Source organism: Methylobacterium sp. (assembly GCF_028290105.1).
In the GTDB taxonomy this organism is placed as follows: Bacteria; Pseudomonadota; Alphaproteobacteria; order Rhizobiales; family Beijerinckiaceae; genus Methylobacterium.
This window is the reverse complement of sequence record NZ_JAQGKL010000232.1, coordinates 1-19,287: the sequence shown is the minus strand read 5'-3', so window position 1 is coordinate 19,287 and position 19,287 is coordinate 1. Positions and strand designations below refer to the sequence as shown.

Genomic DNA, 19,287 nt, shown 5'->3' with positions numbered 1-19,287 from the left:
GCGGGGCCGCAGCCCGCCGCAGCCGGTCGTTGATCGCCTCGCCGAGACCGGTCTCAGGAATCGGCAAGACTGCGATCGTCTCGGCTCACGTCGCATCGAGCCGGCGGAGCGCCGAGAACAGCTGCGTCGCGGCCTCGGTCAGATCGCCCGCCGGGCTGAGATTGAACTGCGCACGCGCGGCTTCCATGCCCTGTGGCTCGTCCGAGCCGAACAACAGCACCGCCTCGCCCGCCCGCACGGCAGTGGCGTCCAGGCGGACGCGCGCACGCGGCGCGTAGTGAGACGCCAGCAGGCCCGGCCCGATGGGCCTCGCGGTCTCGACGGCCTCGGCGAGTGTGAAGCCGAGGCAGTCGACCAGGGCTGCCCGCGTGATCCCACCCGGCCGCAGCAGGCGCACGCGACCGTCGAGGCAGGCCACCACGGTCGACTCGACACCCACCGCCGTCTCGCCCCCATCCAGAACGGCAGCGATCCGGCCCGCGAGATCCCCGACCACATGATCGGCGCAGGTCGGGCTGACCCGCCCCGACCGGTTGGCCGATGGGGCCGCGACCGGGCGGGCGACTTGCGCGAGCAGGTCCCGGGCGAGGGCGTTGCCCGGAACCCGCAGGGCGACGCTCGGCAGGCCGGCGCGCGCCAGATCGCAGACCTGGCAGCCCGAGGACGCCGGAACCACAAGCGTCAACGGTCCGGGCCAGAAGGCCCCTGCGAGACGCGAAGCCGCGTCATCGAACACGCCTTCGGTCAGCGCCGCTTCGCGGTCCGCCAGATGCGCGATGAGCGGATTGAAGTGCGGGCGCTCCTTGGCGGCAAAGATCCGGGCCACCGCCTCGGCATCCGTGGCGTCGGCCCCGAGGCCGTAGACCGTCTCGGTGGGAAAGCCGACGACGCGGCCCGACCGGATCAGGCGCGCGGCTTCGGCGACGCCCTCGGCATCGCTACGCAGCCGACGGGTGACGTCCCGCCCGATGCCCCCATCGGGGATTGACCCGAGATCGTTCATATCTAAACTATCTTCGCGAACGCCCGGCAGCGGAGCGCGACCCGGCCTAGCGCCGGGCCGGCCCATGCGTCAAACACGGGTGGCAAGCGCTGACGTCGATCAAGGCGCGGGAGGACCCATCATGAGCTATCGCGCACCGGTCGCCGACATGCTGTTCGCCCTGCGCCACGTGGCGGGGCTCGATGCGGCGATCGCGGCTGGCCGCCACCGCGATCTCGCGATCGAAGATGCCGAGGCGATCCTGGCGGAGGCCGGCAAGGTCGCGGACGCGGTGATCGCGCCCCTCAACCGCGTCGGCGACCGGCACGGGACGCCGCTGAAGGATGGCGCGATCACGACGCCACCGGGTTGGCGCGAGGCCTACCGGAGCTGGATCGCGGGCGGTTGGAACGGTCTCAGCGCCGAGCCGGATCATGGAGGCCAGGGACTGCCCCTCGTCCTCAACGCCGCCTGCACGGAGATGTGGAACGCGGCCAGCCTCAGCTTCGGCCTGTGCCCGCTGCTCACGGCGGGCGGTATCGAAGCCTTGGCCCAGCACGGCTCCGACGATCTCAAGGCGCGCTACCTCGGGAAACTCGTCTCGGGCGAGTGGACGGCCACGATGAACCTCACCGAGCCTCAGGCGGGTTCGGATCTGGCGCTCCTGCGCAGCCGCGCGGAGCCGGCCGGCGACGGCAGCTACCGGATCGTCGGCTCCAAGATCTACATCACCTATGGCGAGCACGATCTCACCGACAACATCGTCCACCTCGTCCTGGCCCGGCTGAAGGACGCGCCCGCCGGCACGCGCGGCATCTCGCTGTTCCTGGTGCCGAAGGTGCTGCCGGATGGACGCCGCAACGACCTGCGCTGCTCGGGCATCGAGCACAAGCTCGGCATCCACGGTTCGCCGACCTGTTCGATGGCCTTCGGCGATTCGGGCGGAGCGACCGGCTGGCTCATCGGCGAGGAGAACCGCGGTCTCACGTGCATGTTCACGATGATGAACTCGGCGAGGCTCAACGTCGGCCTGCAGGGCGTCGGCATCGCTGAGCGGGCCACCCAGCAGGCGCTCGGCTACGCCCGCGACCGGCGCCAGGGCAAGGCGCCCGGTGCCGTCGAGACGAGCCCGATCCTGGCGCATGCGGACGTGCAGCGCATGCTGCTGACGATGAAAGCCTATACCCAAGCGGCGCGTGGCATCTGCTATCTCACCGCCGCCGCCCTCGACGCGGCGCGCGGGCCCGAAGGCCAGGCCGCCCATGACCGGGCCTCGCTGCTAACACCCGTGGCCAAGGCATTCTCCACCGACATCGCCAACGAGGTGACCTCGCTCGGCGTCCAGGTCCATGGCGGCATGGGCTTCGTCGAGGAAACGGGCGCCGCCCAGCACATGCGTGACGCCCGCATCCTCGGCATCTACGAGGGCACCAACGGCATCCAGGCCATCGACCTCGTCGCGCGCAAGTTGCCCCTGAACGGCGGCGCCACGGTGCGGGCGCAGATCGCCAGCCTTCGCGCGGTGGCGGAGGGCTTCGTCAGGCAGACCGATCCGGCCTTCGGCAGCATCGGCGCGCGCCTGCGCGCCGGCATCGAGAGCCTCGACCGGGCGACGAGCTTCCAGCTCTCCGCCCTTGCCTCCAATCGCCCCGAGACCGCCCTGGCGGGCGCCACGCCATACCTGCGCCTGTTCGGTCTCGTCCAGGGCGGGGCCTGCCTCGCGCAAGCCGCGCTCGCGGCCCACGCGGCCCTGAAGAGCGGCGACACCGATCCGGCGCAGGGCGGCCGCATCGCGCTCGCCCGATTCTTCGCCGACAACCTGCTCGTCGCCGCCGGCGGGCTGGAGGAGAGCGTGATCGCGGGCGGGCACTTCACGGACGATGCCGGCCTTGCCCTGGCAAGCTGAACCACGTCCTCGGCTGCGCGTGGCGGAGGATTTCAAGCAACCGATGGGGGCCGAGGCGATCATGAGCGAGCACATCGCGGTCACGGACACGCCCGAGGGCATCCGCCTGATACGGATCGACCGACCGGACAAGAAGAACGCGCTCACCGGCGCGATGTACGATGCCATGCGGGACGCCCTGGTGAAGGCCGACGCGTCGGAGGTCATCGGCGCGATCGTATTCGCGGGCGCGACCGGAGCCTTCAGCGCCGGCAACGATCTGGCCGACTTCGTCGCGGGCACGCGAAAGCCCTTCAGCGACGCACCCGCCCTCCAGTTCATCCGGCAACTCGCCCGGACGCGGACGCCGATGATCGCGGCGGTGGACGGCATCGCGGTCGGCATCGGCACCACGCTGACCCTGCATTGCGACCTCGTCTACGCGAGCCCCGCCGCGCGCTTCCGCATGCCCTTCGTGGAACTCGGCCTCGTGCCGGAGGCGGCTTCCACCTACCTGCTGCCCCGTCGGGTCGGGCTCCTCAAGGCCACCGAGATGCTGCTCCTCAGCCGGCCCTTCGATGCCGACGAGGCGCTCGGCCTCGGCCTCGTCAACGCGGTGATGCCGGCCGACCTCCTGCTCGAGCACGCCCTGGCGCAGGGGGCCCGCCTCGCCAGCCTGCCGCGCGGCGCCGTGCAGGCCACCCGCGCGCTGATCCGGGGCGATCAGGCAGCCATGGAGGCGGCCCTGGAGGCCGAGGCGGTCGCCTTCGAGGAGCGCCTCCGGGCGCCGGAGGCCCAGGCCGCCTTCGCGCATTTCCTCGGCCGGGCCAAACCCGCGTGAGCGTCCCACCCGACCTGCGGGGCAGGGTCTGCCTCGTGGCGGGTGCCTCGCGTGGAGTCGGGCGCGGCATCGCCCGGGGCTTGGGCGAGGCCGGCGCCACCGTCATCGTGACCGCGCGCTCCAGCGAGACGGGGCCGCGCACCGAAGGCCGCCCCGAGACCATCGAGGACACCGCCCGCGCCGTCGATGCCGCCGGGGGCGAGGGCCATCATTATCTCTGTGACCACACCAGCGAGCGGGCCGTGGACATCCTCGTCCACTGGGCGCTGCGCCGGTTCGGGCGCATCGACGTCGCCGTGTCGAGCGTCTGGGGCGGCAACGAGGGCTATGACGGCGAGCGCTACGCGGACGGGGCAGCCTGGGGCACGCCATTCTGGCGCCGCTCGGCCGAGCCGCTGTCCGATTTCTTCGCGAGCGGTCCCTATCCGGCCCTGCTGCTCGCCCGCGCCGTCGCCCCAGCGATGGTCTCGGCCAAGTCCGGACTCTTCGCCTTCGTGTCGTTCGACACGGAGGACGGCTATCTCGGCGACATCTTCTACGACCTGACCAAGGCCACCACGAACCGGCTCGCCCTGGCCTGCGCGCGGGAACTCGGCCCCCACGGCGTCACCGCCCTCGGCCTCTCGCCCGGCTTCGTGCGCACCGAGCGCGCCATCGACATCGGCCACGCCGACCGGGCCACCGAGAGCCCGCTCTATGCCGGCCGGGCGCTCGCCGCCCTAGCGGCCGATCCCGGCGTGGCGGCCCGCGCCGGGCGCATCCTGCATGCCGGCGATCTCGCCGCCGAATACGGCTTCACCGATGCGGACGGCACCCGGCCGTCCCGCTTTCGAATCGATTCCGAGGGAGATTGACGCATGGGCGGTTCACTCAAGGGCAAGACCCTCTTCATCACCGGGGCCTCGCGCGGCATCGGCCTCGCCATCGGCCTGCGAGCGGCGCGGGACGGCGCCAACGTCGCCATCGCGGCCAAGACCGACACGCCCCACCCGAAGCTGGAAGGCACGATCCACACCGCCGCCGCCGCCATCGAGGCGGCCGGGGGCCGAGCCCTGCCGCTCCTGGTCGATGTCCGCGACGAGGAGAGCGTCGCCGCCGCCATCGAGACCACGGCGGCCACCTTCGGCGGCATCGACATCGTGGTGAACAACGCCAGTGCGATTTCGCTCACCCGCACGCCGGCCACCGAGATGAAGCGCTTCGACCTGATGCACGCCATCAACACCCGCGGCACCTACATGGTCAGCAAATACGCGATCCCGCATCTGGCCAAGGCCGAGAACCCGCACATCGCGATGCTGTCGCCCCCCCTCGACATGGCCGAGAAGTGGTTCGCGCCGCACCTGGCCTATTCCATCGCGAAATACGGCATGTCGCTCTGCGTGCTCGGGCTGGCGGGCGAGTTGCGGCGCCAGGGCATCGCCGTCAACGCCCTGTGGCCGCGCACCACCATCGCCACGGCGGCGGTGAAGAACCTGCTCGGCGGCGACGCGCTGATGCAGGCGAGCCGCACCCCCGACATCCTGGCGGATGCGGCCCACGCGCTGTTCTGCTCCTCCGCCCGCGCGATCACCGGACGCTTCCTCATCGACGACACGTTCCTGGCCGAGCAGGGTGTCACGGACTTTTCAAAATACCGCGTCACACCCGGCATCCCTCTTGCGCCGGACTTCTTCGTGCCGGATGCGAGCACACCGCCTCCCGGGGCCTTCGCCTGAGACGTCACGCGTGATCTTCATCCATCAGCCGGTCGCCGGCGCCGGGCAGACCCTGCTCGAGCGCCGTTCCCTCGAATTGCAGGAGGCGATCCCCGACGACACCGTCTGGCTCGACATGATCCGCCCGAGCCGGGAGGAGGACCTCAAGGTCGAGGCCTTCATGGGCATCTCGGTGCCGACCCGCGAGGAGATGAAGGACATCGAGCCCTCCGAACTCCTCTACGTGGAGGACGGGGCGCGCTACATGACGGGGCGCGTGCTGAGCAAGGTCAGCGAGGCCGAGGAGCCGGGGCTCGCGGGCATCACCTTCATCCTGCGCGGCAACCGCCTCGTGACGGTGCGCTACGAGGAGCCGCAGGCCTTCCGGATGTACACGCAGCGGGCCGGGCGCTCCACGGGCAACGGCCCCTCCGCCGTGCCCTCCGGCGAGACCATCCTGGCCGGCCTGATCGAGACGGTCATCGACCGGGCCGCCGACGTGCTCCAGCTTCAGGGCGAGCGCATCGACCGGCTCTCGGGCAAGATCTTCGAGGAGAAGGAGGATCCGGGCGCCCGCAACACCGCCCTGCAGGACACGCTGCGCGCCCTCGGGCGGCATGGCGATTTGATCTCCAAGCAGCGCGAGAGCCTCGTCTCCATGGAGCGCATCCTGCTCGCGCTCTCGGCGACCTACCGCACCGCCAAGGCCCCGCGCGAATTGCGCGAGGACGTGCGTTCGACGCTGCGCGACCTGCAATCGCTGGAGGAGCACGCCACCTTCCTGTCCTCGAAGATCCAGTTCCTGCTCGACGCCACCCTCGGCCTCGTGAACCTCGAGCAGAACAACATCCTCAAGCTGTTCTCGGTAATGGCGGTGGTGTTCATGCCGCCGACCCTGATCGCCTCGATCTACGGCATGAACTTCAAGGCGATGCCGGAACTCGACTGGGGCCTGGGATACCCCATGGCGGTGGTCATGATGGTCGTGGCGGCGGTGCTTCCGTACGTGTTCTTTCGCTGGAAGAAATGGCTGTAGCGCGTATTCGATCCTTCTCGTTAAGGATGCCGATGTAACCTCGCGTCGCTCGGCGTGTTCCGGTCCGCGGATACACGTGTGGGGGGAGTCGCCGATGTCGCTGAAGACCACAACCATTCGCACACGACTGGTTGCCAGTTTCTCGATCATGACCCTGTTCATCCTGGCCGTCGGCTGGCTCGGGATTTCCGGCGTCGACCGGATGAACACGCTGCTCACCGCCGTGCAGACCAACTGGCTTCCCAGCGTCCAGATGAGTGGCCGGATCGACGTGGCGCTCGCGCGCTACGCGACGAGCCTGATGCGGGCGACGCAGACGACGGATGCGGCGGATCTCACCAGAATCGAAGCCGACATGGGCAAACGGCGCGACCAGATCGGTGCGCTGTCGAAGGCCTACGAGCGGATGATCACCTCCGATGCGGAGCGGAGCCATTTCGAGACGTTCCGGCGCGAAGTGACCGGCTTCTTCGGCATTGCGGACCGGATCCTCGTCGCCTCCAGGGTCGCCGGCAAGGGCGAGGCTTATGGGCTCTACCTCTCGGACGGCGTCGAGCCGCGCCGGCGGGCCTCGACGGCCCTGGAAAAGCTCATCGAGATCAACGATGCCGGCGCCGAACGCGCCGAGGCGGACGGCAAGGCCCTGACGGCACAGACGAAGACCATCGCGTTCGCGGCGCTCGCGCTCGCGGTCTCCCTCGCGGTGGTGCTCGCGACCCTGATCGTGCGCAGCATCGCGCGCGGCATCGACTCGGTGGTGGAGCCCATGACCCGCCTGACCGCGGGCGACCTCGATGTCGCGATCCCGCACCAGAGCACCGGCACGGAAATTGGCCGCATCGCCGACGCGGTGCAGGTCTTCAAGAACGGCTTGTTGCGGATGAAGCGTCTGGAAGAGGAGACGGCTCAGGCCCGGGCCGGCGCCGAGGCGCAGCGCCGCCAGGCGATGCGGGAGATGGCGGAGGGGTTCGAGCGCGCCGTCGGCGGCATCGTCGCCTCCGTCGGCAAGGCCGCGGGCGAACTCCAGGCCACCGCGCAGGCCATGAGCGGAACCGCGACCGAGACGGCGAGCCAGTCCGTCTCCGTGGCGGCGGCCGCCGAGGAGGCGGCCTGCAACGTGGAGACGGTGGCGGCGGCGGCCGAGGAACTCGGCTCCTCCGTCCAGGAAATCGGCAGGCAGGTGCAGGGCTCGGCCGAACTCGCCGGAGCCGCCGTGCGCGAAGCGAGCGCCACCGCCGAACTGGTTCAGGAGCTCAGCGGGGCGACCGCGCGCATCGGCGACGTGGTGAAGCTGATCTCGGCCATTGCCGGCCAGACGAACCTGCTGGCGCTCAATGCCACCATCGAGGCGGCGCGGGCCGGCGAGGCCGGCCGGGGCTTTGCCGTGGTCGCCACCGAGGTCAAGGAACTCGCGGGCCAGACGGCGCGGGCCACCGACGAGATCGGCACGCAGATCGCCCGCATCCAGGGTGCCACGGCCGAGAGCGTGCGCGCCATCGCGGCGATCCGCGGGCGTATCGGTGAGATCAGCGCCGTGGCGACCTCCATCGCGGCGGCCGTCGAGGAGCAGGGCGCGGCGACGCAGGAGATCGTGCGCAACGTGGCGCAGGCCGCCACCGGCACCGGCGAGGTCACCGCCAACATCGCGGGCGTCGCGGGCGCAGCCGAGGAGACGGGGGCCGCGGCGGCCCAGGTCCTGGCCTCGGCCTCGGATCTCTCGCGCCAGTCGGATCACCTCGGGCACGAGGTCGGCCGCTTCCTCGCCAACGTCCGCGCCGCCTGACGTTCCCCTCCGGGGCTTGCCCAGCGCGACGGATTTGCCGATCGTCCCGCCATGTGTGGACGCTTCTTCATCGCGCAGGCCCCGGAGATCTTCCGGGCCTTCTACGGCTACCCGGAGGTGCCGAACTTTCCGCCGCGCTACAATGTGGCCCCGACCCAGCCCGTGCCGGTCGTCCTGGCGGAGGCGGGGCGGCGCCAGTTCCGGCTGGTGCGCTGGGGCCTGTGGCCGAGCTGGGTCAAGGACCCGAAGGACTTTCCCCTCGTCATCAACGCGCGGGTCGAGACCTTGCGGGAGAAGCCGACCTTTCGCGGCGCCCTGCGGCATCGCCGCTGCGTGTTCCTGGCCGACGGCTTCTACGAGTGGCGGCGCGAGGGGACGGGCAAAAGCGCCAAGAAGACGCCCTTCATGATCCGCCGTGCCGATCGCGCCCCGATGGCGCTCGCCGGATTGTGGGAGAACTGGCTCGGCGCCGACGGGTCCGAGGTCGACACGGCGGCCATCGTCACGACGGGGGCCAACGGCACCATGGCGGCGGTCCATGACCGGATGCCGGCGATCCTCGCGCCGGAGCAGATCGAGCCCTGGCTCGACACGCGCGGTGTCGAACCGGACGCGGCGGTAAGCCTGTGCCGACCCTGCCCGGACGAATGGCTGACCCTCGATCCGGTGAGTTCGCGGGTCAACAACGCCCGCATCGACGAGCCGGACCTGATCGAACCCGTGGGTACGCCCCGTCCGGGCGACCCGGAACGGAATGCCCCAGCCGCCGAGCAACCCCGGTCCAGCGACGAGGATGCGCAGGGCGCGCTGTTCTGACGGGCGAGACGTATCCGGCACGTCGGAACGCACGTTGCGGCGAGCGCGATGCCCGCGCGTGTTGCATCCGGCACGCAAACACCGCATCGCTCACGCGGCGATCCGGGGCATCCCGGCGCACGATGCAGGAAGGTGATGTCCCCGATGACGGCCGACGAGATCGAAAACCTGAACCGGGCGCGAGCCAGCCTGGCCCGTCAGCGCAGCGCGCTCGCTCGGCGCATCGGCGCCAGCGACGTCGCGGCCCCGTCCGCCGCAGAGGATCTTACCCGTATCCTCCTCGCGATCGAGGCCGTGGACCGGACGCTGGCCGACGAGGGCCGCCCACACATGCCGCCCGAGAGCTGAGAGGCGCGGTTTGTGGACGAGACCCGGGATCCCAACGGCACCAAGCTCGGGGACGGCGATGCGGTGACGCTGATCTAAGGACTGAAGGTGAAGGGCACCTCCACCACCCTGAAGCGCGGCACCCTGTTCAAGAATATCCGCCTCACCGAGGATCCGGACGAGATCGAAGGCAACGCCGAGCGGGTCAAGGGCCTCGTCCTGAAAGCTCAGTTCCTGACGAAGGCCTGAGCCCTAGTGCCCGGGCGGCAGGGCAGGGGCTACTCGTCCGTGGCGCTGGGCGCGCGCGGCGGCGAGCGCGTGAGGCTGCGGATCGGACGCAACGGCCGCCCGGACTTCTCCGAGATCGCGCGGTCCTGCTCCTCGATGAGTTGGCGAGCCGGCTCGTCGCCGTCGAGACCGCCCAGGATCTCCATCGGAACGCGCCGGTTCGAGGCGCGGGACTCGTCCTCGTAGAGGACATCGAACAGGACGGAGCCACGCTCCTGCGGTTTCGACTTCGTACGCTTGGCCATGACGGGACGGTGCTCGAACTGGAAGGCGGGCAGGGGAAAAGCCGACGGCCACGGGAGCGGGCGTAGCGGGTGCGCGTACATCCGGCGTCACCCTGGCCCAGCGATCGTGGCCGTCTCCGATCGAGCGACATGCGTCGCGATCGGCATGGGCTGTAAATGGGACCGGACGGCGTCTTTGGCAACCCGTTTCGGAGCCCCGAACCCCGTCTGTCGCGTGCCCCAGAGGTCTGGCACGATGCGTGCGCCGCGCGGCGACGGGGCTCAATATCGAGAGATCGCATGACCGACACGCGAACGCTGACGCGCTTCTCCGTCGACCCCCTGAGCCGGATGACGCGCCACCTCGCGGCCGTGGCCTCGGGGCGCGCCGACCCCGATCTCGTCATCACCGGGGCGCGCCTGCTATCGACCTATTCCGAGCGCATCCTGCCCGACCGCGAGGTCTGGATCGCCGGCGGGCGGATCGCGGCGGTCCGGCCGGCCGGGTCCTACAAGGGCGGGGCGCGGCGCCACGACGTGCGCGGCGGCCTGCTCGCCCCCGGCCTCGTCGACCCGCACCTGCATATCGAGAGCAGCATGGTCACGGCCTGCGCCTATGCGGAGGCCGCACTCCTGAACGGCACCACCACCATCGTCTGCGACAGCCACGAGATCGGCAACGTGCTCGACCGGGACGGCATCGCCTGGATGCTGGAGGATGCCCGGGCGGCGCCCCTGAACATCTACCTGACGGTGCCCAGCACCGTGCCGGCGACCTCGCCGGACCTGGAGACCGCCGGCGGCGACCTCGACGCGGCCAAGATCGGAGCGCTGTTCGACACCTGGCCCGAGGCGATCGGGCTCGGCGAGAAGATGGATTTCGTCGCGGTCTGCGAGGGCGACCCGCGTGCGCACGCCATCATCCAGGCCTCGCTGGAGCGCGGGCGCCCCGTCTCCGGGCACATCTACGGACGCGACTTCGTGGCGGCCTATGCGGCCAGCGGCGTCACCGACACCCACGAGGCCATCGACCGCGACATTGCCGACGACCTCCTGGAGGCCGGAATCTGGATCTACCTGCGCGGCGGCCCGCCGACCACGCCCTGGCACAGCCTGCCGAAAGCCATCGGGACGATCCTCGACTACGGGGCGGCGGCCAAGCGCGTCTGCGTCTGCACCGACGACCGCGACGCGCAGGACCTCCTCGCCTTCGGCCTCGACTGGGTGGTGCGCGAGGCGGTGCGCATGGGCATCCCGAAGGTCCAGGCCTGGTCGATGGGGTCGCTCCATCCCGCGACCCGCTACGGCCTCGACGGCGAGATCGGCGGCTTCGGCGGCGGGCGCCGCGCCGACCTCGTTCTCCTCGACGACGATCTGGTACCGCAATCCACTTGGTACGGGGGCGTATCCGTGGTCGAGAACCGAGCGATCACGCCGGTGCTGGAAGAGGCCCTGTCGCGGCCCTACCGCTACCCGGCGCCGGCCTATGCCACCATGCACCTGCCGAACCCGCTGCCCGCCCTCATCCCCGATTTGCCGAAAGCGCCCTGCCGGATCAACGCGATCCGCACGACACTGCCGGGCATCGAACTCACCCACGAGATCGTCGCCCTGGACCCGGGCCCCGACTGGGGCGCGACGCTGTCCGAGAACGACCTCTGCTTCGTCACCGTGATCGAACGGCACGGCCGGGCAGGGAACGTCGCCCACGGCCTGCTGCGCGCCTTCGGCCTGAAGCGCGGGGCGGTGGCGAGCAGCGTGGGGCACGATTCGCACAACGTCATCGTCGCCGGCCTCGACGAAGCCGACATGCGGGTGGCGCTCGACGCGCTCACCGCGATCCAGGGAGGCGTCTGCGTGGTCGAGGACGGCGCCGTCATCGCCCTGGTGCCGCTGCCGGTGGCGGGGCTCATCTCGGACAAGCGCGTGAGCGTAGTGGCCGAGGAGGTGCGGGTGCTGAAGGAGGCCTGGACGCGGGCGGGCTGCACCATCCCCTATATGGGCTTCAACCTCATTCCCCTCTCGGTCATTCCGGAGATCCGGATCACCGACAAGGGCCTCGTCCTGGTGCCCGGCATGCGGATCGTCCCGCTCTTCGAGCCGGCCTGACGCGGATCACCTGCGGTCCGCTCGGGAACCTCTGCGGTACGGAGCCGTTGTCAGGCAGGTCTCAACAGCCTCTCGATCCTCCCAAGCTCAAATCAGCCTGCATGCCGAGACCGGCGCGCGGGCTGTTTTTTTGGCAGCGAGGCGGCCGGCATCCCCGCCGGCGACGGGCGGGATGGGACGGTTTCTCGGAGTCGCCCCATGCGCAGCCTTCTCACCCTGATCATCGTCGGCGCCATCGCGTTTGTCCTCGTGGCGATGTACGTCGCCCCCTCGCAGCCCGAATTGCGAGCCTGGTACCTGCGCAATGCCTGCGAGCACCTCGACAAGGCCTCGCCGCAGATCTGCGCGCCCCTGCGCAAGGCCGAGTCGGGTACCCCGACCTGAGCACCGCGCGCCGCGCCCTCGACTGGTTCTTCCGCGACCGCCGGACCGGGGCGATCACCATTGGCCAATGGCCGAACCCGCCGCTGCTGATCTTCGGCGTATGCGCGGCCGTCGACTGGCTGTTCGCGCCAGCGGGGAGCCTCGGGTCGGTCCTTCGCCTCCTGGGCGCGCTGGCCCTGACCTACTGGGCCATGGACGAACTCCTGCGCGGGGTGAATCCGTGGCGGCGCTGCCTCGGCGCCCTGGTCCTGGCGGGCCTCTCCTGGAACCTCGTTCAGGCACTCGCATGACGGGTCACATCGTGAGGCAATGACCGGTCGGAGCCGCTTGCGGACCGGCCACGGTCGCCTATCATCGAGCCTGCGCAAGGTGCGCAGGAGAGGCGCAAGCATGACCTTCTTCATCGGGATCGCGGGACCGTGGCTCGTCGTGGCGACCCTCGCGTTGCTGTCGATCAACCGCGAGCGTGAATTGGCGGCCCAGCCGGTGCCCGCCGCCGGTGCGTCGTCGGAGAGCGTTGCGGGGAGCGCCTACCTCGCCTAACTCGCGTCTCATCTTGGATGCACCCTGCTGACTCCGAAATCCGGAGCGCGGAGCCGTTGACCGGATCCCGCAGGCGCGGCGCAGGGATGGGATGTGAGGTCCGACGTGACGAGAGCGGGTGAGGCGGCCGCGATGCCAGCCAATGGACAGCGCGGCGTGCGGGTGTGGCTCTACCTCCTGGCCGCCCTCGTCGTCGCGATGGTGGCGGTTGGCGGCGCCACCCGCTTGACCGGCTCCGGCCTCTCGATCACCGAGTGGCGCCCCGTGACGGGCGCGGTTCCGCCGCTCTCGGCACAGGCCTGGGTGGCGGAGTTCGACAAGTACAGGGACACGCCGCAATACCGCATCCTGAACCAGGGCATGGGGCTCTCGGACTTCAAGGTGCTGTACGCCTGGGAATGGGGCCACCGCCTGCTCGGGCGCATCGTCGGCCTCGCCTTCTTCCTTCCGCTCGTCTGGTTCTGGTGGCGCGGCGCGCTCACACGGCGCCTCGGACTCGGGCTCCTCGGCCTCGGCATCCTCGGCGGCATGCAGGGCGCGATCGGCTGGATCATGGTCGCCTCCGGCCTGCAGCCGGGCATGGTCGCGGTGGCGCCGCTCAAGCTGGCCCTGCATCTCACCACCGCGAGCCTGATCCTCGCGGGCCTCGTCTGGCTGGCCGCCGGGCTTCGCGCCGCGCCCCCCACGGAGGCCGAACCGGGACGCCTGCGCGGGACAGCGCTGGCGATCATGGGTCTCGTGCTGGCGCAGATCTTCCTCGGCGGCCTCGTCGCCGGATCGAAGGCAGGCCTCGTCTACAACACCTGGCCCACCATGAACGGCATGCTGGTGCCGCCGGGCTCGGAACTCTTCGCGGTTTCTCCCTGGATCGAGAACTTCGTCGACAATCTCACCCTGGTCCAATTCAACCACCGCCTGACCGCCTACCTCCTCCTGGCGGTCGCGCTGCTGCATGCGGTCGACGCGCGCCGCACCCGCCCAGGCACGGGGATGGCCCGGCGTGCCACCGGGGTTGCCGGCATCGTGCTGGCCCAGGCCTGTCTCGGTATCGCGACGCTCCTCCTCGCCGTGCCGCTCTGGGCGGCCCTCGCACACCAGGTCTTCGCGATGGCGGTCCTGACGATGGCCACCGTCCATGCCCGCACGAGCCGGGCCGCGCCGTCCGCGCGAACCTTCGGGACGCCGTCTGCACCCTTCGGTTTCGAGATCCTGTCCAGCCGGACGGCGTGATGCCGAGATGCGGCATGTGCGCATCGCCACATGGTGATCGCAGTGCAGCGAACCGTCGGCGTCTCGGCACGTTCCACTCGCTCTTCGGATTGAGCGTCGTCGAAGCGAAGCGCTTCGGATGCTGGCACAGCGAAACGCGAGAGGATCGAGCCTGCATGCAGGACCTACACGGCGAACACGTCCAGACCTCGACGAAGGACACGGCGCGGGCCGAAGCCGCACCCAAAGCGGTGGGTACCCTGCCGCCTTCGCGGGAGCGCCACACCTGGCGCCTCATCGTTGGACTCTCGGGACTGCTCGGCGTCGCCTGGGCGGCGGCGATCGTAAGCCGGTACCCGAACATCCTTCCGGGTTGATCCCCCCTCAAAAGATAAGTGTTGATGACCTGAAGTCGGTAATTCTCGCAGGGAACGCGAGAAGCGTTTCAAGCGTAGCCTTCAGGTCTAGACCGGAGGTCGGCGATGCTTTTAGCGGACGACGGACGCCCAGCGGGAGTGAACTGGAACTACACACGCCGCGAGATGCTGGCAGACGGCACGATTCACGTTCTCGGCGTCGTCCTCGGCGTCGCCGGGGCCATCGGCATCGTGGTGATCGCCGCGCTCTCGCCGATCTCCTGGGTCGAGCGCGCGGGCGTGGCGATCTACGCCGCCGGGCTCGTCTCGATGCTCGGCGTCTCCGCCACCTACAACATGTGGCCGGTGGGGCGTCGCAAGTGGCTCCTGCGCCGCTTCGATCACGCGCTGATCTACCTCATGATCGCCGGCACCTACACGCCCCTCGTGGCGCTGGTGGGGGACGGCGTCCCGGCCTGGGGCCTCCTCGGCACGGTCTGGCTGGTCGCCGGCATCGGGATCGCCCTGAAGCTGATCCTGCCCGGTCGCTACGACCGCGCGGCCATCGGCCTCTACCTGACCCTCGGCTGGAGCGGTGTCGTCGCCTACGACGCGGTGATCGGCCGTCTCGCCCCCGATGCCCTCTGGCTCTTGGCGACCGGTGGTTTGCTGTATTCCCTCGGGGTCATCTTCCACGTCTGGCGGAGCCTGCCCTACCAGAACGCAATCTGGCACGCCTTCGTGCTCGCCGCGACCGCCTGCCATTACGGCGCCGTGCTCGTCACGGTCATGCGCGCCACGGCCTGAACCCCGGACCGGCCGGGCTCGGGCCCGTCCATCCGAGAACCCCGCTCACTTGCCCGTGCAGAGACCCCGGTCGGCGAGCGTGCTGTGTTCCCGCGGATCGCAATCGGTCGACAGGAACGAGGCCCATTCGGCGGTCGTGCCGTAGAAGGCGTTGCGATCGACGTCGCCACGCACGCCGGGCACCCGTCCCGTCGAGGTGAACTGCCACAGCATCCACTTGCGCTTGGCGTAGCGCTGCTCCGGCTCGGCGGCCGTGGAGCGCACCCAGTGCGGATAGTCCGGCAGCTCGTCCTCGAGGACGTCCTTGTGGAAGGTGATGTCGGTGTAGATGATCGGGCGCTTGCCGGTGTAGCGCTCCATCTCGTCGAGCATGTAGCGGATCATCGACAGGGCCTGGGCCTTCGGCAGCTTCTTCGGGCAGAGCTGCGAGTGGCCGTTCCATTCCACGTCGAGGACTGGGGGGAGGGCAGTGGGGTCGTTGGGCACGTTCTTCTTGAACCAGGCCATCTGATCCTGCGGCGAGCGGCACCAGAACACGAAATGGTAGGCCCCGCGCGGGACGCCGGCCTGGGCGGCGCCGTCCCAGTTGGCGCGGAAGCGCTCATCGACGTGGTCGCCGCCCTCGGTGGCCTTGATGAAGGCGAACTGGGTTCCGGCCGAACGGACTGACATCCAGTCGATCGGGCCCTGCCACTTCGAGATGTCGATGCCCTGGATCGGATGCTGCTTGGCGCGCGCCACACCTGGATGCGGCTTGGCATCCCCCTTGGTCGGGTAGAAATCCGTGCTGCCCGAGCAGGCGGCGAGCGCCGATAGGGCGGCGATGGCCGCGCTCCGGCGAAGCCAGGCCGCGACGGTCGTGCGAAGTGAGTGCCCGTCCTGGCTGATCGAGGCGGTCCCGTTCCTCAGCGACATCGATGCCCGACCCATCTCACTTTACGCGCTACACAATGGCTAAGGGATGCCCCGGGCGCGGTTAACAGACCTTTGACGGCAATGCGGCGGATTTCCGGAAGCCGTGTCGCCGCAGACACATAAGCCACAGGCATCCACGCTGGCGCCGGCCCGGACTCATCATCTAAGTGCCGGCCAATGTTCAACGTTTCGTGAAGGCGAAGACGCGATGAAGACGCTGTTCACCATCGGGTACGAAGGGCTCGATTCCGAGCGCCTCCTGGTCGCGCTCAGGGATGCGGGCGTCGCGACCCTGGCGGATGTCAGGGCGGTGGCGAACTCGCGCAAGCGCGGCTTCTCCAAGACGGCCCTGCGCACGAGCTTGGAGAACGCCGACCTCGGCTACGCCCATGTGAGGGCCCTCGGCACGCCGAAAGCCGGGCGGCAGGCGGCGCGGGCCCACGACGCGGCCCTGATGCGCAGGATCTACTGCGAGGAGGTTCTCGACACGGCCGATGGCGGCCTCGCCCTCGACGAACTCTGCGCCCTGGCCGCCCGGGCGCCGACCTGCCTGCTCTGCTTCGAGCGCGATCCCGAAGGCTGCCACCGCCGCGTGCTCGCAGAGCGGATGGCATCGCGCGGCTTCACGACAATCGACCTCTTCGGCTGAGCGCCCGCGCCGATCCGGAATGCTCGGCGACAGACCATCCGGCATCGTCGCCGAGAGATCACACCCGCAGAACCGTTAGGAAACATCGCCTTGACAATCTAGGGTTACAAATGTTGTCTTTTCCGGTTGCAACCGGGTGAGATGCCGCATGAGCCGCAAAGCGCTGGATCAGACCCTCGGCTTCCTCCGGTCCCTCGACCGTACCGCCAGCACCGACGAGGTCGCTCGGCTTCTGCTGACGGAATTCGCCGATCTCGGCATCGCCCACGTCATGGCGGGAACCGTTCCCCAGCGGGGCACGCCGGCACGCCAGCAGCAGGGTCACGTCCTCGTCAACACCTTCCCCGACGCGTGGGGACGCCGTTATCTGACGCGCGGCTACGCCTTCCACGACCCGACCGTGCGCCACCTTGGGCTCACCACCGCGCCGTTCGCCTGGCGCGAACTCGGCCCGCGCTTTGCCGACGATGCCGGGGCGCGACGCGTGATGAACGAAGCTGGCGACTTTCAGCTTCGGGACGGGATCACCATCCCGCTGATGACCCTGGACGGGGGCGTGGCGGGCTTCAGCCTGTCGGGCGAACGCCTCGCGATGGACCCCGCCGACCGCCCGATGCTGCACCTCGTCGCCACCTACGCCTTCGGCCATCTCCTGCGGCTGCGTGGCCAGACGGTGTCGCCGGAGGCCGCCAGGCTCGCGCCGCGCGAGCGCGAAGCCCTGCAATGGGCGGCGGAAGGCAAGACCGATTGGGAGATCGGCGAGGTCATGGGCATTTCCACCCACGGCGTCGATTTCCATCTCCGGTCCGCGCGCACCAAGCTCGGAACCACCAACCGCACCCAGGCCGTCGCCGTGGCGCTCCGGCGAGGCCTGATCCACTGACGCAGTACCACGCGCCTGCGCCGAGGACCTGCGCACGCCGATCGCGAGTCCCGCACGGCCGGCCTACGGTTTTCCGTAGGTTTCTAGTCCTCACGGAACTGTCAGAACCGATCCGGAAACGGAGGTTTCGACATGATTCATTTCGTGACGCCCGCCAATGCGTACCAGTACCGCGCGGAAATGGAGCAGGTCTGGCGCCTCCGGCACGCGGTGTTCGTCGAGGAAAAGCGCTGGATGGACCTCGCCCGCCCGGACGGGCGCGAGATCGACCAGTTCGATACGCCCGAAGCGATCCACGTCCTCGCCATCGAGGAGGGCCGGGTCATCGGCTACAGCCGTCTCCTGCCGACCACGCGGCCCCACCTGCTCTCGGAGGTGCTGCCTCAGCTCTGCGAAGGCGACCTGCCGCGCGGGCCCGACACCTGGGAATGGACGAGGCAGGCCGTGGCCCGCTCGCACCGGGCGCGGGGCAAGGCGATCAATCCCGTCTCGCTCTCGCTGCTCGCCGGAATTCTCGAATGGGGCATGGCCAACGGAGTGCGCCGGCTCGTTCTTCAGATGCCGACCCTGTACCTGCTCCACGTGGTGCAGTTGCACTTCCGGGCGCATCCCCTCGGCCTGCCGCAATCGATCGGCGGCGAGGACATCATCGCGGCGACCGCCGAGTTCGATGCCCGCACCCTCGCGCGCCTGCACGAGCTGCGCGGCGACGCCCGATCGGTCCTCGCACCGACCTATCCCTATCTCGCCGCCTGAGGGGCGGCCCGCCGCCTTCGCGCCGCCCGCGGCGTCAGCCTGCTCCGGAGACAAATCATGCCGCCGCTGCCCCCCACTTCCGCCGGCCCGTCGCTGGACCGCCTCGCGACGCATTGCATCGCGGCGCGATCGATGATCGACGAGGTGGGAACGCCCGTGATGCGCCGCCTCATCGACCTACTTCTCTTCGAGATCGGGATTGCGCTGGCCGACCCGGCGATCGCGTCCAACCCGGCCCTGGAACCGACCGAGTAGATCGCTCATTCGCCCGTCATCAGGAGGTGCCACCTCGATCCCAGTGGTCGGGTTCGCGGGAGACAGCTGACCCTTTCGAGCCGGTTTGGTTCCTAGACGAAGCAGGACGGAATGTCGTGAGCGACGAATGCGCGCCCGTGAAGGCCGCCCCGTCGAAGCGTGATCAGACGGATCGACAGCGCGGTGCTTCTTCCATAGTGCGGAACAATCACGCACCTGAAGCCGCGCACTGAGCAAGAACTTGCGATCTACGGTGTCGTCGAAAACAACCGGGCTTCGAGATCAGATCTCTCGCAGAAGCCCCGGTATAAAGGCACCAACTCCAATGAGTTGGTGCGGCCAAGAGGACTCGAACCTCCACCCCTTGCAGGACTAGCACCTCAAGCTAGCGCGTCTACCAATTCCGCCATGGCCGCATCGTCAACACCCCGTTCGCTTCGGTCACCGGGCCCGGAGATCCTGTCTCACTCGGCCGCGGCGGCCGAGCTCTCGGGGCGCGGCGCAGCCAATACCAGCGGGATTTCCGTCCGACAAGCGCCGCG

General features: G+C 69.5%; 21 protein-coding genes, 1 tRNA gene and 2 pseudogenes. 20 read left to right on the top strand and 4 right to left on the bottom strand.

Annotated elements, in window-relative coordinates:
* Window positions 1-1,003: pseudogene (locus JWQ05_RS16680) on the bottom strand (L-threonylcarbamoyladenylate synthase); the annotation flags it as partial.
* Between the two features lie 121 nt (window positions 1,004-1,124).
* On the opposite strand from JWQ05_RS16680, the gene JWQ05_RS16675 reads away from it, so the two are divergent.
* From JWQ05_RS16675 to JWQ05_RS16635, 9 genes and pseudogenes are all read left to right on the top strand, one after another.
* A complete protein-coding gene (locus JWQ05_RS16675; protein ID WP_299660616.1) occupies window positions 1,125-2,888 on the top strand; it encodes an acyl-CoA dehydrogenase in 1,764 nt (587 codons plus the stop codon).
* A gap of 61 nt (window positions 2,889-2,949) precedes the next feature.
* Window positions 2,950-3,708: an enoyl-CoA hydratase-related protein gene (locus JWQ05_RS16670; protein WP_299660614.1), complete on the top strand. Its 759-nt coding sequence runs from the start codon at window positions 2,950-2,952 to the stop codon at window positions 3,706-3,708.
* 35 nt (window positions 3,709-3,743) lie between these two features.
* Window positions 3,744-4,562: an SDR family NAD(P)-dependent oxidoreductase gene (locus JWQ05_RS16665; RefSeq protein ID WP_299660621.1), complete on the top strand. Its 819-nt coding sequence runs from the start codon at window positions 3,744-3,746 to the stop codon at window positions 4,560-4,562.
* A gap of 3 nt (window positions 4,563-4,565) precedes the next feature.
* Window positions 4,566-5,426 (top strand): NAD(P)-dependent oxidoreductase, encoded by an 861-nt coding sequence (locus tag JWQ05_RS16660; protein ID WP_299660612.1) that lies wholly within the window; start codon window positions 4,566-4,568, stop codon window positions 5,424-5,426.
* A gap of 10 nt (window positions 5,427-5,436) precedes the next feature.
* On the top strand, window positions 5,437-6,441 hold the full coding sequence (locus tag JWQ05_RS16655; protein WP_299660609.1) for a magnesium transporter CorA family protein: 1,005 nt from the start codon (window positions 5,437-5,439) through the stop codon (window positions 6,439-6,441).
* 94 nt (window positions 6,442-6,535) lie between these two features.
* A complete protein-coding gene (locus JWQ05_RS16650) occupies window positions 6,536-8,224 on the top strand; it encodes a methyl-accepting chemotaxis protein (protein WP_299660605.1) in 1,689 nt (562 codons plus the stop codon).
* Window positions 8,225-8,275: 51 nt separating this feature from the next.
* On the top strand, window positions 8,276-9,040 hold the full coding sequence (locus JWQ05_RS16645; protein ID WP_299660602.1) for an SOS response-associated peptidase: 765 nt from the start codon (window positions 8,276-8,278) through the stop codon (window positions 9,038-9,040).
* A gap of 144 nt (window positions 9,041-9,184) precedes the next feature.
* Window positions 9,185-9,388 (top strand): hypothetical protein, encoded by a 204-nt coding sequence (locus JWQ05_RS16640; protein ID WP_299660599.1) that lies wholly within the window; start codon window positions 9,185-9,187, stop codon window positions 9,386-9,388.
* A 12-nt stretch (window positions 9,389-9,400) separates the two neighbouring features.
* Window positions 9,401-9,616, top strand: a pseudogene (locus JWQ05_RS16635) (alkylphosphonate utilization protein).
* Between the two features lie 29 nt (window positions 9,617-9,645).
* Here JWQ05_RS16635 and JWQ05_RS16630 read toward each other — a convergent pair.
* A complete protein-coding gene (locus JWQ05_RS16630) occupies window positions 9,646-9,900 on the bottom strand; it encodes a hypothetical protein (RefSeq protein WP_299660596.1) in 255 nt (84 codons plus the stop codon).
* Between the two features lie 279 nt (window positions 9,901-10,179).
* On the opposite strand from JWQ05_RS16630, the gene JWQ05_RS16625 reads away from it, so the two are divergent.
* The 7 genes from JWQ05_RS16625 (at window position 10,180) to JWQ05_RS16595 (ending at window position 15,287) form a co-directional block, all read left to right on the top strand.
* Window positions 10,180-11,988, top strand: coding sequence for an adenine deaminase C-terminal domain-containing protein (locus tag JWQ05_RS16625; protein WP_299660593.1), 1,809 nt, complete (start codon window positions 10,180-10,182; stop codon window positions 11,986-11,988).
* Between the two features lie 198 nt (window positions 11,989-12,186).
* Window positions 12,187-12,372, top strand: coding sequence for a hypothetical protein (locus JWQ05_RS16620; RefSeq protein WP_299660590.1), 186 nt, complete (start codon window positions 12,187-12,189; stop codon window positions 12,370-12,372).
* Window positions 12,369-12,662 carry a hypothetical protein gene (locus tag JWQ05_RS16615; protein ID WP_299660619.1) on the top strand — a complete coding sequence of 98 codons (294 nt, stop codon included), beginning with the start codon at window positions 12,369-12,371 and terminating at the stop codon, window positions 12,660-12,662. Before JWQ05_RS16620 ends, JWQ05_RS16615 begins: the two co-directional genes overlap by 4 nt.
* Window positions 12,663-12,762: 100 nt before the next feature.
* Window positions 12,763-12,915 carry a hypothetical protein gene (locus JWQ05_RS16610; protein WP_299660587.1) on the top strand — a complete coding sequence of 51 codons (153 nt, stop codon included), beginning with the start codon at window positions 12,763-12,765 and terminating at the stop codon, window positions 12,913-12,915.
* Between the two features lie 132 nt (window positions 12,916-13,047).
* Window positions 13,048-14,145 carry a COX15/CtaA family protein gene (locus JWQ05_RS16605; protein WP_299660584.1) on the top strand — a complete coding sequence of 366 codons (1,098 nt, stop codon included), beginning with the start codon at window positions 13,048-13,050 and terminating at the stop codon, window positions 14,143-14,145.
* A gap of 155 nt (window positions 14,146-14,300) precedes the next feature.
* Entirely contained in the window at window positions 14,301-14,501 is a 201-nt protein-coding gene (locus tag JWQ05_RS16600; RefSeq protein WP_299660581.1) for a hypothetical protein, read from the top strand.
* A gap of 105 nt (window positions 14,502-14,606) precedes the next feature.
* The gene (locus JWQ05_RS16595) at window positions 14,607-15,287 is read left to right on the top strand and encodes a hemolysin III family protein (protein ID WP_299660578.1); all 681 of its coding nucleotides are present in this window, start codon (window positions 14,607-14,609) and stop codon (window positions 15,285-15,287) included.
* Window positions 15,288-15,332: 45 nt separating this feature from the next.
* Here JWQ05_RS16595 and JWQ05_RS16590 read toward each other — a convergent pair whose 3' ends face one another.
* Window positions 15,333-16,202, bottom strand: a complete 870-nt coding sequence (locus tag JWQ05_RS16590; protein ID WP_299660575.1) for a GH25 family lysozyme — start codon at window positions 16,200-16,202, stop codon at window positions 15,333-15,335.
* Window positions 16,203-16,410: 208 nt separating this feature from the next.
* Between JWQ05_RS16590 and JWQ05_RS16585 the strand changes: the two genes are divergently transcribed.
* From JWQ05_RS16585 to JWQ05_RS16570, 4 genes are all read left to right on the top strand, one after another.
* Window positions 16,411-16,851 (top strand): DUF488 family protein, encoded by a 441-nt coding sequence (locus JWQ05_RS16585; protein WP_299660572.1) that lies wholly within the window; start codon window positions 16,411-16,413, stop codon window positions 16,849-16,851.
* 148 nt (window positions 16,852-16,999) lie between these two features.
* Window positions 17,000-17,734: a LuxR family transcriptional regulator gene (locus tag JWQ05_RS16580; RefSeq protein WP_299660569.1), complete on the top strand. Its 735-nt coding sequence runs from the start codon at window positions 17,000-17,002 to the stop codon at window positions 17,732-17,734.
* Between the two features lie 132 nt (window positions 17,735-17,866).
* Window positions 17,867-18,490, top strand: a complete 624-nt coding sequence (locus JWQ05_RS16575; protein ID WP_299660566.1) for an acyl-homoserine-lactone synthase — start codon at window positions 17,867-17,869, stop codon at window positions 18,488-18,490.
* A gap of 57 nt (window positions 18,491-18,547) precedes the next feature.
* Window positions 18,548-18,745, top strand: a complete 198-nt coding sequence (locus tag JWQ05_RS16570; RefSeq protein WP_299660564.1) for a hypothetical protein — start codon at window positions 18,548-18,550, stop codon at window positions 18,743-18,745.
* Between the two features lie 331 nt (window positions 18,746-19,076).
* On the opposite strand, the gene JWQ05_RS16565 is transcribed toward JWQ05_RS16570, so the two are convergent.
* Window positions 19,077-19,161 (bottom strand) — tRNA-Leu (locus JWQ05_RS16565).
* Window positions 19,162-19,287 lie beyond the last annotated feature (126 nt).